Raw genomic sequence first — 12,738 nt, 5'->3', positions numbered from 1 at the left:
TGCTTTCTTCCTCGAAGCATCACGGTCCCGCGATGGTCGATTTCCTGTATATGTCGTGGCTCGGCAAGCCGATCTGGATGTGGCTCGGCTTCCACGCCGTCATCTTCATCCTGCTCGCCCTCGATCTCGGTCTCCTGCACCGCGACAAGAGCCGCGAGATCGGCGTGAAGGAGAGCCTGCTCCTCACTGCCTTCTACCTCACCCTCGGCCTCATCTTCGGCGGCTGGGTCTGGTGGTATATCGGCCCGCAGGCGGGCCAGGAATACCTGGCCGGCCTCGTGGTCGAGAAGTCGCTGTCGATGGACAACGTCTTCGTCATCGCGGTGATCTTCGGGTATCTCGGCATTCCCCGCAACGCCCAGCACAGGGTATTGCTCTGGGGCATCCTGGCGGCGATCGTGCTGCGCGGCCTGATGATCGGGCTCGGCGCCGCCCTCGTCCACCAGGCCGAGTGGGTGCTGACGATCTTCGCCGCCTTCCTGATCTATGCTGGCATCAAGATGCTGGTGTCCGGTGACGAGGAGGAGGGCGAGAACAAGTCCGCCGACCGTTTCACCGGCTTCATGCGCCGGCACATGCGGGTGACGGACGAGCTCGACGGCCAGAACTTCACCACCCGTCGGCCCGATCCGAAGACCGGCAAGCCGGTGCGCTGGCTCACCCCGCTCGCCCTGGCCCTGGTGCTGGTGAACGGCGCCGACGTGATCTTCGCGGTCGACAGCGTGCCGGCGATCTTCGCCATCACCACCGACACCTACGTGGTCTACACCTCGAACATCTTCGCGATCCTTGGCCTGCGTGCGCTCTACTTCGCGCTCGCCGCGATGGTCGACCGATTCGCCTATCTCAAGACCGCGCTCGCCCTGATCCTGATCTTCATCGGCCTGAAGATCGTGGTGGCGGATACGTTCGAGCTGATCGAGATCCAGCCCTGGGTCGCCCTGGTGGTGACCGTGGTCCTGCTCGCCGGCGGCATCGTCTACAGCCTGTGGCGGACCCGTGGCGCGGTCGAGGCGCCGGCCGAGACCCCGCCCCAAGCCGAGGCGCCACGCGAACGGCTCGGCAGCAGCCACGGGTGAGGAAAGGGGGGGGGCGCAGCGGCCCCCCTTCTCTTACGCCCGCTTGCCTGCCAGCAGGTCCCGCAGCGTCGTGATGGTCGAGGCATCCGCCACGCCGTCGATCCGGGTCGGCCGGAAGTGGCGCTGGAACGCCGTCACCACCGCCTTCGTCCGGGCGTCGAAGATGCCGGTCACCGGCACGTCGTAGCCGTAGAGCGCGAACATCGATTGCAGCGCCTCGATCGGCTGGCCGGCATCGCCCTCGGCGAAGAACCGCCCGTCTCGGATCGGGGCCGGGGGCACCCAATGGCCGATCCCGTCCCGGTGGAGGGGACCCCACGGGAAGCTCTCGCCGGGGTCGATCTTGCGCTCGGGCGCGATGTCGGAATGGCCGAGCACCCGGTCGGGGCGGATCGGCCAGCGCCCGAGGATGTCGCGGCACAAGGCCGACACCGCCGCCATCTGCGCCTCGGTGTAGGGCGCCACGGTGCCGTCCTCGGCGTGGCCCGGATGCGCGATCTCGATCCCGATCGAGCGCGAGTTCATGTCGCGCACGCCCTCCCAGGCCGATATGCCGGCGTGCCAGGCGCGGCGGGCCTCCGGCACCATCTGCACCACCCGGCCCTCCTCGAAGACGAGGTAGTGCGACGAGACCTTGGACAGCGGGTTGCAGAGCCGCAGCAGCGCCTCGGCGGCGCTCGCCATGCCGGTATAGTGCAGGATCAGGACGTCGACCGGCAGGGTCCGCTCGTCGTGGTTGGGGGAGGGCACCACCTGGGTGGCGACGGGACTGTCGGGGGAGAGGCTCATCGGCTCAGCTCAGGTGCCGCTCGGCGGCGATGCGGTCGTAGGCGGCGTTGATGGCCGCGAGGCGCCGGGTCGCGATGGCCACTGCCGCGGGCGGCAGGCCGCGGGCGATCGCCCGGTCGGGATGGTTCTCGGAGACGAGCGCCCGGTAGCGCGCCTTCAACTCGGCGTCGGTGAGGGTGCGGGGCGCGCCCAGGACCTCATAGGGGTCGTCGGCGAGGCGCACGTGCCGGGCGGTGATGGCGGCGAAGCGCGCCGCGTCGAAGCCGAAGATCTCCGCCACCGCGGCGAGGTAGCGCGCCTCGCTCTCGTGGATCGCGCCGTCCGCCTTGGCAATGTGGAACAGGCCGTCGAGCACGTCCTCGAGCAGGGCCGGCTCGTCGCGGAAGGCTTCGGCGACCTGGCGGGCATAGCCCTCGAAGCCGCTGGTGGTGCGCTTGGCGAGGTCGAACAGCCGCTCGACGCCGGCGCGCTCGTGCTCGGGCACCTGCACGATGTCGGCGAAGGCCGCGACCTCGGAGGGTGTCACCACCCCGTCCGACTTCGCCATCTTGGCGGCGAGCGCCACGAGCCCGGTGGTGAACACCACCTCGCGGGGCGTGGGCCCGAGCAGCGAGCCCTCGCGGTCGAGGAGGAAATGGCCGGCGACGGCCCCGATCAGCGCGCCGAGCGGACCGCCGGCGGCGAGACCGATACCGGCACCGCCGAGCTTGCCCCAGACACCCTGGCTCACGCGCGCCTCCGGGCCTGGGGCAGGGAGGGCGTTGGCGGGACGAAGGATGGTGGGATTCGGGCGCGCGTCATGCCGCCCTTGTAGCGCCCCGGACGCCGCCGCGGAATGTGGAAGCGCACCCGGCGAAGCATCCCGTCGGGCGGACGACCCCGGCGGGCGCGCCGCCGGGGTCGTCACGCGATGGCGCTCAGCGGCAGTAGACGTTGCCGTAGGGGTCGCGGTAGGTGCCGTAGGGGCACTGGGGGGCGGTGGCCGCACCGACCACGGCGCCGCCGGCCGCGCCGATCAGGCCGCCCGCGAGGGCGCCGCCGGCCCGGCCCGTGGCCGCCGCGCCGATCGCCGCGCCGGTCAGGCCGCCGAGGGCGGCACCGCCGGCCGCGCGGTCGCCGGGGGTGTTGCAGGCGCCGACCGAGAGCGCCAGGGCGCCGGCGAGCGTGGCGGCGATGAGCTTCTTCATGGTGTTGTCCCCTCGTGCATGTCGCGGTCTCTGGCCCCGGGCCTCATGCCCGCGCCGCTGCCACCCAGCTTAGCCGTACCGCAGCCGAACGCCAAATGAGCTTGGCCGTGCGATGGTTCCCGACACCCGGGCCGGTTGGGACACGAACCGTTCAGGTGCGGCGCCGAGGTCACACGGGGCGGGCCCTGCCGCCGGTCCGCCAAATGCTCTACAGGAAGCCGGACAATCCGGCCCGAATGCCCGCGAGGACCCGATGCAGCGCGCCACCACCATCGTCCGCAAAGCCGCCGTGCGCCCCGACGCCGTCGCCGACGAGGTCGCCCTCGACCACGCCGCCCGCTCGCGCCGCCACGCCGAGCTGACCGCGCAGGGCGGCCTCGCCTTTCGCCTCGACCTCGACCGCGAGACCACCCTCGAGGACGGCGACGCGGTGCGCCTGGAGGACGGGCGCCTGGTGCGCATCCTCGCCGCCCCGCAGGCCCTGCTCGCGGTCAAGGCCGAGAATCCGGTCCGCCTGACCCGCCTCGCCTGGCAGCTCGGCAGCAACCACGTCCAGGCCGAGGTGACGGCCGACGCGCTCTACGTCCTCGACGATCCCGTGGTGGCCGAGCTGATCCGCAGCCAGGGCTGCACCGCGGGCGCGCTCCTGCGCCCGTTCCGCCCGGAGAAGGAGGCGGCGGCCCACGACCACAGCACCTGCGGGCACGACCACGGCCACGCCCATCACGGCCACGACCATGCCCACGAGGGCCACGATCGCAAGGACCACGATCACGGGCATCACGACCATGCCCATCACGACCACGGCCACCGGCACGGACACGCGCACGACCACCCTGCGCATGAGCACGGCCACGAGCATGTCCACGGCCCGGACTGCAAGCACGGGCATTGACGCGCTTCCCACCTCCGACGGGGCCCGGCATGGACAAGGCCGGGCGGATCACCACCTCACGGCCATGATCGACACTGCCTCTCCCTCGCCCTGGCGCTTCTCCGTCGCCCCCATGATGGATGGGACGGACGGAGAGGCTTTTGCCTAGGGAAATCGCCGGTGCTGTCCCTTCATGCTGTACGAAATGCTGTAGTCGACCCCACGTATCCGCCCGACCCCGCAGGGGTTCCACCCGCCGTCCTCGCCTGGTCCCGCGGCCTCGCCAGCCTGTCGCCGGGCGTCGTCCCGTGCCGCGGCCTGCGCCCCGACGAGTGGCGCGACACGCACGCACGCCTCTGCGGCTTCATCGATCGGTGGGGCGTCCAGGCGCATGAGACCGGGTGGGACACCCTGAGGCTGTTCGGCGTGGGCCCGGACACCGGGACGCTGCGCGGCGACTTCTGCGGGATCCTGATCCCGCTGTCGGTGGACGTGCACGAGGTCACGCCCGAGTGGATCAAGCTCGGGAAGTGGACAGCCTACCGGCACGAGCCGGTGAAGATGCCGGGCATGGTGCCGATCTGGGATTTCGGGGGCCGCTCGCTGTGAACTAAGTTGAATGCGGGGACGCGCCACGAGTGGCAAGCCTGACACCATAGAGGTCTGGTTGGATCTCACGACCCGGTGAGGGGTGGAACCCGACCCATCTAGTTAGGTTGGGACCAACCTGCATCGTGGCTGGCACGGTGGAGGAAGACATGCTACCGACGCGCGATGACCATGGTAAACGCCGGGCGAGGAAAGCCATGACGGACCGCCAAGCGAGCCTTCAAGCCCTCGGCATATCGCTTGTTGAGGCTCCGATCCCGCAAGTCGATTTCAGCCGTTCCTCCTCATCGTATTCGACCCCGGTCTTTCCTTCGCTCTCCGGGTATGGGGAGTTCACGCCGGTGACTATCCGGTCTAATACGGTGCAGAACAAACATGCCGACATGGAACGAGATCAACTTAGAGATTGACTCGCTCCAGGGTCAGGGCTTTCACGACGCGCAGAATGCGGTCCGTCAAAAGTATATAGGCCAGCTCGCCGGAAGGCTAAAGCGGCCTGTTATAGCATATTATTCAGGGTTTTTACTCAGACGGGATGCATCCGGCCGGATGCATCCCGAGTGTGCGGTCAGCGACCTCGACATGAACGGTCTTATGGCCGTTGTTCACGGCCTTGATAGATCGCAGGGTCTTGACCTTGTCCTGCATACGCCCGGCGGAGGAATTGAGGCCGGCCGCGCCATGGTAGAATACCTTTACAAGATGTTTGGTACCGACCTGCGGGTGTTCATACCGCATATGGCAATGAGTGTCGGCACTATGATTGCCTGTGCCGCCAAGCAAATATTCATGGCCAAGCACTCATGCTTGGGACCAACCGATCCGCAGGTCAATGGTCTGCCGGCTATGGGCATATTGGCTGAAGTCGATAAAGCAATCGAAGACATCAAGAAAGATCCCATGCGCCAGATCGTCTGGCAGGCTGTTTTTGCTAAATACCCGCCAGCATTTATTCTTGACTGCGAGCGCTCAGTAAAGGGCGCTCGTGCAATGGTCAAAGGATGGCTGGCCGGCAACATGTTTGCACATTTGCAGAATCCTGAAATCGCAGCCGAAGCTGTCATTTCAGGTTTGATGAACTACAGTGAAAATACAGAGCATGGCGAGCATTATTTAATTGATAAGTGTAGGGCGATTGGCCTAAATGTCGCCGCCATCGAAGATGACCAAGATCTGCAAGAAAGTCTTCTTAGTGTCCATCATTCCTATATGGCGACATTTGCGCGGACCCAATCGGTGAAGATAATCGAAAACTCAGCCGGCAATGCCTGGGTGATTGGTTAATTAATCAGCAAGAACTGGGTACCTCATGACCGCCGGCGAGGCCTACAAGGCAAAGCTCCTGACTGAGGACGCCCTCGAGGCGGCGACGGCAGCCTATCTCGCCGACCCTTCGAAGCCGGTGGTGCTGGAGATCGGCGACAAGCGCCTCGACGTCGCCGCGGCCGTCATGGCTCACCAGTGGTCGGCCGACGAACTGGCGGTCGAGGATGCGACACCGGCCCGGCGGCGGAATGCGGTGAGGACGGCGGTGCTGTTGGCGCCGTTGGCATGAACGAGTTCGCCGGCCATGGAAGCGAATGAGTGCCGGGGGTTCTGTGTCGTCACACCCTCCAGCTTCGCGCGAGTGGAGATCTGCTCGAGCGCCGCGTCGAGGTGCCGAATGGGCCTGCGCCTCGAGCGATCGGCAGGACGAAGGGCGAGCCCTTCGTCCTCTCCAGCCCCCAGGAACGCCATCGGGCCCAACCTCCGCCCGATCGCATCAGTCCGCCGCTGCACGCCTTGCGTCTCGATGCCGACGTCGGCACATCCCGGCTGCCGCGTGCTCAACGCGAGACAGGGAACCGAGCTTGTACAAGGTAACAGGAACCGACCCAACCGGCCGCGCGCTGACGTTTGCCTGCGGCACGGATTTGCAGGCGCTCGACAAGGTCCGGGAGCTGATGGGGCGAGGCTTCCGCGACATCTTGGTTGCTGATCCAAAAGGGCAGCAGACGAGCGGGACTGCCTTCGAGCGCTCGGTCGGCCTGGAATACGACTGAAACCATTCATGCCCAAAGATGCCCGAAGCGGATCACACAGCGGCCACCCTTGCCGGTCATAGCTGCGCTTCGATCAATCCTGGGCCGAACCCATGCAGAACCTGCGCGCCTCGTTCCTGACTGCCGTTGGCATCGGCCTGATTGTCCTCGCCATGGCTGGCGTAGCTGAGCGGGACATGCAGGCGCGCGTGGAGCGCGCACTGCTGCCCGCCGCCGTGGTCCAGACGGTGAGCAGCGCGTCTGCGACGCGGTAGAAGCCATTAGCGAGAACCGCAGAGCCGAATGGGGCGCGCGAGCGCGGGAGTTCACCACTGCCGACGACAGGCCGCCTGACCCTCAGACCCCGTCCCGCCGCTCGCCCCGCGCCACCTCGGCCATCATCTCGTCCGGCAGCGGCCGCTGCAGCTGCAGAGCCTCCTCGGCCGGCGCTTCGAGCCAGGTGCGCCATTCCTCCGCGGTGGTGAGCAGCACGGGCATCGCCTTCGGGTGTACCGGTCCGACCACGCCGTTCGCCTCGGTCGTCAGGAATGAGAACAGGCGGTGCTCCTCCTCGACGGGCTCGTCCCGCTTCGGGCCGCGCACGCCTGTCCAGGGCCGCCAGATCCCCGCGAAGGCGAAGAGCGGCCGGCTCTCATTGAGGGCGAACCACACCGGCGTCTTCCGGGGCTTCGTGTCAGCGTACTCGCTGAACGAGGTCACGGGCACGAGGCACCGATTCGCCGGCTTGAGCCAGGGCCGCCAGTAGGGCGAGGCGACGTTGCGCACGTTGGTGACCGGCTGGGTGCCAACCTTCGGCGGCGGTGGGAAGCCCCAGCGCATCATCGTCAGCACCCGCTCGCCGTCAGCGGCGTGCACGACGGGCGCCATCTGGTCGGGGAAGATCCCGGGCAGCGGCGGCAGATTGCCGGTCTCATCGCGGTCGACCGCGAAGGTGCGCCGGATCTCATCCTGAGAGCGGGCGGAGCTGTAGAGATTGCACATGGCCGGGATCGTAGCGGATCGGGCCCTGCCGGTCTCTTGATGCAGCGTGAGCGGCCTGTGACAACAGCCAAGGTGAGCGGACGGCGCGGGCGATCGGCATGAACGAGCAGGATGGGGCCGAGGAGCGATTTCAGGCCTGGGCCGCGCAGCAGGCGCTCGGCCCCCAGCCGCGGAAGTACGATCGGCCTGGCCGATGGGAGAACCGGATCTCTACCGCTATCGCAGTCGCGGTTTCAGCCTTGTTCTGGGCGGCCGTCCTGTTCGGCATGGTCCGCTGCGTCGGACAGGCGATGGCGCAGCCGGCCGGGCAGCCGTCGGTCCAGAACCCGTTCGAGCGCGGCGGGCCGCCGCGATCTGCGCCGGCGCCCGAGCGGCCGCGCAAGGTGCCTACCGGACCGGCCGACTCCGAGATCGTCAAGCGCCTGATCGCCGAATCGATCGCCGGCTATCATGGCCCCTGCGCCTGCCCTTACCAGCACGACCGCGCCGGCCGCTCGTGCGGCCGGCGCAGCGCCTACAACCGGCCGCGCGGGGCCAGGCCGCTGTGTTTCGAGGCGGACGTCACACCGGAGATGCTGGCGGCAGCTCGGTCTCGGCGGTGATTTCGTTTGTCAGCCCCGGACCACTCGGATGATTGACCACACCCGCTTCATCGCGGTGTCGGAGGATCGTCCGGCCGGGACCATTCCTCCGGCGCTCCAGCCCCTCATGCATGAGGCTGCGCGAGTGCTCGATGAGGGCGTAACCGACATCGTTCATCGCGTCGGCGGTCTGCTCGGACAGATTGGTTGCTTGGCAGGCGAGCTCCATAAGGGGCTCCATCTGCTCGACAATGATCCCGAGCGCCTGCACGAGCGAGGGCAGGATCGCCGCCACCTCATCGATCGTTGGGGGAGGCTTGGGGGGCATGGGGCGCCCCTCACTCCCGACAAACGGCGAGCGGTTTCGTTGGTGGATCGTCATCGCCGCCTACTCCTCTCGCCGCCGGTAGGGTTCGTTGCCGGGCGCACGCTCGATCGGTCCAGGACGCCGGGCAAGTGCCACCGGCCTTCCGGACGGATGATGACGAGAGGGTCTGCGCCGACGGCTATGGCGTCCGGATCCCGCGGAAGCTCGGCCAGCATCTCCGTGTATTCGTGATCCGAGAAAGCGAAGTCCTGGCCGCCGTCGAACGTCCGTGCTCCCGCCCGACGCCAGAACGGCATGAGGCGCTTTTGCGCGTGCCCGTAGACTTTCACATACCCCTTTTTGCGGCATAGCTCATGGGCCGCCCGGACGATCACGAATGCCATCCGTGAATTGCGGTACTCCGGCCTCACCGCCAGTCGTTCGACCTTCGCAAAATCTGCGAAGCACCGGATGCGCAACGAGGCCGCCGGCTCGTCACCCACGTAGCCGAGGAGATGCGTCGACGAGAGGTCGTTGCCGTCGAACTCCTCCTCCAGCGGACAGGCCTGTTCGGCCAGGAAGGCGACGGACCTGATCGCCATCACCTTGGTGAGATCGTCCAGCGATCGAACCACGGTGACCGTGTTCGCTTCGGTCGTGCTCGGATAGGTATCGTAGGCTGGGCGAACGGTGTCCTGCGGGCTCCGCCTGTAGATGTGGAACCCGCGCTGACCGGCTTCGTCGGCATCGAGCGGCTCGAACCCAACGGTATCGATCAGGCGGCGACCGGCCGCCGTCGGCCCCCAGGCGAGCAGATCCACATCGCTGTAGAGCGGCGTTGACATCTGTTGGAAGGCGAGCGCGACGCCGCCGGCAAGACGCCCAGGCGCATAGATCGCCCACACGTACAGTGCTGCAGGCTTTTCATGCTGGGCTGCGATGTAGTTTGGTGAAGGATTGGCACCGTCGAATTGACCGCCGAGCAGGGCTTTCCTGCCTTCGGATGTGAGCGGCAGCCACGCAATGAACCCTTCCGCACGAGGGTTGGCGCAGTCGTACTTATCGCGTCTTGCGAATGCGCTGAACGTTGAAGGATTGGCTGACATGACCCGTCTGACGACGTCAAGACTGGCTTGCGACCCTAGTTCTCTGCGGCAGACGTCGAACAAACGCTCGACCTCATCGATGCTGGGGGTGTAGATGACCACGTGACGCGAAATCCGCGTCACATCCATGTCGGCGAGCGCGCGGCGCGGGCGTGGAAGCCGCGTCGCCTGCTGATGGGCAAGAGAACCCGATCTTGCTAGATGAGATGACACCAGGAAGCCCCAAGTAGATCTAGGCGGAAACCTCCCGTTTGATTGCAGAAACAGAGGATCGTGTATGCGCAAGCCACAAGAACGGGGTGTTCTGAAAACGGAACACCCACCAGCCGATCGGCAGTACACGATGCCCGACTGGCATTCGCTCTGGATGCTGCTGGAGATCCACCGTTGTGGCTCGTTCCGGGCGGCCGCCCCACGGGTCGGGCTGTCGTTCAACGCACTGCGCAGCCGCATCAGCGAGTTGGAAACTACCTTGGGGGTGTCCCTCCTGACGAGAGGCGTGACCGGCATCAGGCCGACCCCGGAAGGCGCTAAGATCTTAGCTGAAGCGCAAAAAATGGAGGCTTCGGCCTATCAGATACTACGCGCAGGAGATTACTATTCGAGCGTCATCGACGGAGAAGTCAAGATTGCCGTCACAGAGGGCCTCGGATCTGCTTGGCTCGTACCCCGCATCATCGAGTTTCAGCGTCGGCATCCACGACTACGTATCGACCTTAGCTGCGGCATGACCTCGGCCGACGTGCTGAGAATGGAAGCCGATGTCGCAGTGCAGCTCACACGCCCGCAGGAAGCCGACTTGAAAGTGGTGCGGTTGGGATATCTCCACACGATGCCATTTGCATCCAATTCATACGCCAATAAATTTGGACTACCAACTCGCATTGAAGAAATTAGCGATCACACACTTGTATTTCAAATTTCCGAGGAAACATCCACGCTCTCGACATATGGGAAGACGCTTCCGGCGCTCCCCCGCGCACCTGCGATTGCAATCAAAACAAATGCGAGCAGCGCCCATACTCTGGCTGTCGCAAACGGGGCGGGCATCGGATGGCTTCCAACTTACGTCTATCCGTTGGGTATGGACCTAATCCCGATCGATTGCGGCCTCAACTTCCGCCTCGATGTGTGGCTGACATATCATCCCGATGTGGACCGCGTCCCTCGAATTCGCACTGCCATCGACTGGCTGCGCGCCTGTTTCGACGTCCGCATATTCCCGTTTTTTGGTGAAGAGTATATCCATCCCAGAGATCTGGCAGCACTCAGCGATCACAATGATATTTTCAAAATATTCCAGGGATTTGTGAATGATCAGGCGGAATGAACTCATGAGTGCGGCCGAATAGCCCGAACAGTCGGCACCTCGCTCAACCGGGTCGTGAAGCGCGGCGAGCGCATCTCAAACTTCGTCGACCAAGTGCGCTTCTCGACCAGCCCCGCCCGCGCCGGCACCACGGCGCCGCGCCCGAACCGGCTGTTGCAGGCGTCCATCGCCGCCATTAGCTTCCCTGACTTCTCCCGGTCGAGGGCGCCGAACAGGGGGCGGGGTGCCCCGTCGAGCGGCACGAGATCCTTCGTGACCAGCCCCGCCTTGCTGTAGCGCCACGGCGTCGGGCCCTGCTCCTTCCAGGTCTTCGCGACACCGTGAAGTGCCGCGTCGATCAAGTGCCGGGTGTCGTTCGTCGCCTCCGGCAGATGCACCACCGTCGAGACCGAGCGCATCGGGTCGCCGCGGTCGTGCTCGCTCGTGTGGTAGAAGACCGTGACGGCCGAGACGGCGAGCCCGTCGCGCCGCAGCTTCTCGCCGAGGCGCGTCGCGTGTGCCGCCACCGCCTGCTCGAGCACGCTCCGCTCGGTGATCCGGGACGAGAACGAGCGCGTCACCGCGCAGCCCTTTCGCCGGGCCGGCACGATGTCGAGCGGCAGGCATGGGCGGCCGCGCAGCTCGTGGATGATCCGCTCGCCGACGACCGTCAGCGATTGCCGCGCCGGCCGGGGATCGAGGTCGCGCAGGTCCGCCACCGTGTCGACGCCCATGGCCTCCAGGCGCGCCCGGGACGCGCGCCCGATGCCCCACACCTCGCCAACCGAGATCCCGACCATCCAGGCGGCGCGCTCTGCCTCGTCGGACAGGTCGCACACGCCCCCGAGCTCGGGAATGCTCTTCGCGATGTGGTTGGCGAGCTTCGCGAGCGTCTTCGTCGGCCCGATCCCGACGCAGGTGGGCAGGCCAGTCCATTGCCGGACGGTCGAGCGCAGGTCCCGGGCGAGCGCCACCCGGTCGCGGTCGCGCACGTCGGAGAGGTCGAGGAAGCTCTCGTCGATCGAGTAGATCTCCACGTCAGGCGCGAACTGCCGGTAGACCGTGTTCGCCCTCGCGCTCATGTCGCCGTAGAGCGCATAGTTCGAGGAGAACACGCGCACCTTCTGCCGCCGGCACAGATCGCGGATCTTGAAATAGGGCTCGCCCATCCGGATCCCGAGCGCCTTGGCCTCGGCGGTTCGGGCGATGGCGCAGCCGTCGTTGTTCGAGAGCACGATCACCGGCACGCCGGCGAGCTTCGGGTCGAACACGCGCTCGCAGGAGCAATAGAACGAGTTGCCGTCGATGAGCGCGATCGCCCGGCTCATCGCACGAGGCTCGCGCGAGCCTTCACATGGTGCCAGCGCACCGAGAACAGCAGCACGCCCCAGAGCAGGCCCTCCTCCAGATCCTCGAGGGCGAATTCCTGATCCATCTCCGGATTGTCGAACGTCAGCGCGAGCCGGTTGCCGGTCATCACCAGGCGCTTGAGGCTCATCTCGCCATTGACCACCGCGACCACGACCGCGCCGGAGGCAGGCGAGAGCGACCGGTCGACCACGGCCAGATCCTCGTCGTGGATGCCGGCCCCCTTCATGCACCAGCCGCGCACGCGCCAGATGAAGGTGGCGGGCGGGTTCGGCACGAGCCAGCGCGGCAGCTCCAGGGCGCCCTCGATGAAGTCTTCAGCAGGGCTCGGGAATCCGGCGCACAGGGTCGGGAGCATGAACGGGATCCGCACAAGCCCGCCTGCGTCCGCCGCCTCTGCACCGACCCGATAGAGACTCACGCGCGCCCTCCGTGTTAGAACACAAAGAGAACAAACAGGCTTGAGGTTCCCGGTCAAGGTCGCGCTTCAGGCCTGTGCGAAGTGG

Annotated in this window: 17 protein-coding genes; 9 read left to right on the top strand and 8 right to left on the bottom strand. The window is 66.3% G+C overall.

Going from position 1 to position 12,738, the window contains the following annotated elements:
- Nucleotides 1-32 precede the first annotated feature (32 nt).
- On the top strand, nucleotides 33-1,079 hold the full coding sequence (locus G4G93_RS08195) for a TerC family protein (protein WP_165083232.1): 1,047 nt from the start codon (nucleotides 33-35) through the stop codon (nucleotides 1,077-1,079).
- A 33-nt stretch (nucleotides 1,080-1,112) separates the two neighbouring features.
- Here G4G93_RS08195 and G4G93_RS08190 read toward each other — a convergent pair whose 3' ends face one another.
- The 3 genes from G4G93_RS08190 to G4G93_RS08180 form a co-directional block, all read right to left on the bottom strand.
- The gene (locus tag G4G93_RS08190; protein ID WP_165082987.1) at nucleotides 1,113-1,868 is read right to left on the bottom strand and encodes an N-acetylmuramoyl-L-alanine amidase; all 756 of its coding nucleotides are present in this window, start codon (nucleotides 1,866-1,868) and stop codon (nucleotides 1,113-1,115) included.
- A 4-nt stretch (nucleotides 1,869-1,872) separates the two neighbouring features.
- Nucleotides 1,873-2,598 carry a DnaJ family molecular chaperone gene (locus G4G93_RS08185; protein WP_165082985.1) on the bottom strand — a complete coding sequence of 242 codons (726 nt, stop codon included), beginning with the start codon at nucleotides 2,596-2,598 and terminating at the stop codon, nucleotides 1,873-1,875.
- Nucleotides 2,599-2,785: 187 nt separating this feature from the next.
- Entirely contained in the window at nucleotides 2,786-3,055 is a 270-nt protein-coding gene (locus G4G93_RS08180; RefSeq protein ID WP_109957573.1) for a hypothetical protein, read from the bottom strand.
- 253 nt (nucleotides 3,056-3,308) lie between these two features.
- Here G4G93_RS08180 and G4G93_RS08175 point away from each other — a divergent pair, with 253 nt between their 5' ends.
- From G4G93_RS08175 to G4G93_RS08150, 6 genes are all read left to right on the top strand, one after another.
- Entirely contained in the window at nucleotides 3,309-3,950 is a 642-nt protein-coding gene (locus G4G93_RS08175; protein ID WP_165082983.1) for an urease accessory protein UreE, read from the top strand.
- Nucleotides 3,951-4,109: 159 nt separating this feature from the next.
- Nucleotides 4,110-4,538, top strand: coding sequence for a hypothetical protein (locus G4G93_RS35505; RefSeq protein WP_206289618.1), 429 nt, complete (start codon nucleotides 4,110-4,112; stop codon nucleotides 4,536-4,538).
- A gap of 375 nt (nucleotides 4,539-4,913) precedes the next feature.
- Nucleotides 4,914-5,822 carry an SDH family Clp fold serine proteinase gene (locus G4G93_RS08165; RefSeq protein WP_206289617.1) on the top strand — a complete coding sequence of 303 codons (909 nt, stop codon included), beginning with the start codon at nucleotides 4,914-4,916 and terminating at the stop codon, nucleotides 5,820-5,822.
- Nucleotides 5,823-5,847: 25 nt separating this feature from the next.
- The gene (locus G4G93_RS08160; RefSeq protein ID WP_165082981.1) at nucleotides 5,848-6,093 is read left to right on the top strand and encodes a hypothetical protein; all 246 of its coding nucleotides are present in this window, start codon (nucleotides 5,848-5,850) and stop codon (nucleotides 6,091-6,093) included.
- A gap of 295 nt (nucleotides 6,094-6,388) precedes the next feature.
- Nucleotides 6,389-6,580 (top strand): hypothetical protein, encoded by a 192-nt coding sequence (locus G4G93_RS08155; protein WP_165082979.1) that lies wholly within the window; start codon nucleotides 6,389-6,391, stop codon nucleotides 6,578-6,580.
- Nucleotides 6,581-6,672: 92 nt separating this feature from the next.
- A complete protein-coding gene (locus G4G93_RS08150) occupies nucleotides 6,673-6,834 on the top strand; it encodes a hypothetical protein (RefSeq protein ID WP_165082976.1) in 162 nt (53 codons plus the stop codon).
- Between the two features lie 82 nt (nucleotides 6,835-6,916).
- On the opposite strand, the gene G4G93_RS08145 is transcribed toward G4G93_RS08150, so the two are convergent.
- A complete protein-coding gene (locus G4G93_RS08145) occupies nucleotides 6,917-7,561 on the bottom strand; it encodes an SOS response-associated peptidase (protein WP_165082974.1) in 645 nt (214 codons plus the stop codon).
- Between the two features lie 98 nt (nucleotides 7,562-7,659).
- On the opposite strand from G4G93_RS08145, the gene G4G93_RS35500 reads away from it, so the two are divergent.
- Nucleotides 7,660-8,163 (top strand): hypothetical protein, encoded by a 504-nt coding sequence (locus G4G93_RS35500; RefSeq protein WP_206289616.1) that lies wholly within the window; start codon nucleotides 7,660-7,662, stop codon nucleotides 8,161-8,163.
- Here G4G93_RS35500 and G4G93_RS08135 read toward each other — a convergent pair.
- The gene (locus G4G93_RS08135) at nucleotides 8,123-8,524 is read right to left on the bottom strand and encodes a hypothetical protein (RefSeq protein ID WP_165082972.1); all 402 of its coding nucleotides are present in this window, start codon (nucleotides 8,522-8,524) and stop codon (nucleotides 8,123-8,125) included. The two genes, G4G93_RS35500 and G4G93_RS08135, sit on opposite strands and share 41 nt — an antisense overlap.
- Nucleotides 8,521-9,657, bottom strand: coding sequence for a GNAT family N-acetyltransferase (locus G4G93_RS08130; RefSeq protein ID WP_312891801.1), 1,137 nt, complete (start codon nucleotides 9,655-9,657; stop codon nucleotides 8,521-8,523). Before G4G93_RS08130 ends, G4G93_RS08135 begins: the two co-directional genes overlap by 4 nt.
- 175 nt (nucleotides 9,658-9,832) lie before the next feature.
- On the opposite strand from G4G93_RS08130, the gene G4G93_RS08125 reads away from it, so the two are divergent.
- Nucleotides 9,833-10,885, top strand: a complete 1,053-nt coding sequence (locus tag G4G93_RS08125; RefSeq protein ID WP_246736614.1) for a LysR family transcriptional regulator — start codon at nucleotides 9,833-9,835, stop codon at nucleotides 10,883-10,885.
- A gap of 2 nt (nucleotides 10,886-10,887) precedes the next feature.
- On the opposite strand, the gene G4G93_RS08120 is transcribed toward G4G93_RS08125, so the two are convergent.
- A complete protein-coding gene (locus G4G93_RS08120; RefSeq protein WP_165082968.1) occupies nucleotides 10,888-12,192 on the bottom strand; it encodes a Y-family DNA polymerase in 1,305 nt (434 codons plus the stop codon).
- On the bottom strand, nucleotides 12,189-12,653 hold the full coding sequence (locus G4G93_RS08115) for a S24 family peptidase (RefSeq protein ID WP_312891800.1): 465 nt from the start codon (nucleotides 12,651-12,653) through the stop codon (nucleotides 12,189-12,191). Before G4G93_RS08115 ends, G4G93_RS08120 begins: the two co-directional genes overlap by 4 nt.
- Between the last annotated feature and the right edge of the window lie 85 nt (nucleotides 12,654-12,738).

The organism is Methylobacterium sp. DB0501 (genome assembly GCF_011043735.1).
Lineage (GTDB): Bacteria > Pseudomonadota > Alphaproteobacteria > Rhizobiales > Beijerinckiaceae > Methylobacterium > Methylobacterium alsaeris.
Note: the sequence above shows the minus strand (reverse complement) of the source record. Positions and strands in the feature narration are given on the sequence as shown.

Coding starts and splice junctions, on each gene's coding strand:
- G4G93_RS08180 (WP_109957573.1), bottom strand. CDS start 3,055: ATGAAGAAGCTCATCGCCGCCACGCTCGCCGGCGCCCTGGCGCTCTCG.
- G4G93_RS08120 (WP_165082968.1), bottom strand. CDS start 12,192: ATGAGCCGGGCGATCGCGCTCATCGACGGCAACTCGTTCTATTGCTCC.
- G4G93_RS08190 (WP_165082987.1), bottom strand. CDS start 1,868: ATGAGCCTCTCCCCCGACAGTCCCGTCGCCACCCAGGTGGTGCCCTCC.
- G4G93_RS08145 (WP_165082974.1), bottom strand. CDS start 7,561: ATGTGCAATCTCTACAGCTCCGCCCGCTCTCAGGATGAGATCCGGCGC.
- G4G93_RS08150 (WP_165082976.1), top strand. CDS start 6,673: ATGCAGAACCTGCGCGCCTCGTTCCTGACTGCCGTTGGCATCGGCCTG.
- G4G93_RS08125 (WP_246736614.1), top strand. CDS start 9,833: ATGCGCAAGCCACAAGAACGGGGTGTTCTGAAAACGGAACACCCACCA.
- G4G93_RS08195 (WP_165083232.1), top strand. CDS start 33: ATGGTCGATTTCCTGTATATGTCGTGGCTCGGCAAGCCGATCTGGATG.
- G4G93_RS08175 (WP_165082983.1), top strand. CDS start 3,309: ATGCAGCGCGCCACCACCATCGTCCGCAAAGCCGCCGTGCGCCCCGAC.
- G4G93_RS35500 (WP_206289616.1), top strand. CDS start 7,660: ATGAACGAGCAGGATGGGGCCGAGGAGCGATTTCAGGCCTGGGCCGCG.
- G4G93_RS08165 (WP_206289617.1), top strand. CDS start 4,914: ATGCCGACATGGAACGAGATCAACTTAGAGATTGACTCGCTCCAGGGT.
- G4G93_RS08135 (WP_165082972.1), bottom strand. CDS start 8,524: ATGACGATCCACCAACGAAACCGCTCGCCGTTTGTCGGGAGTGAGGGG.
- G4G93_RS08160 (WP_165082981.1), top strand. CDS start 5,848: ATGACCGCCGGCGAGGCCTACAAGGCAAAGCTCCTGACTGAGGACGCC.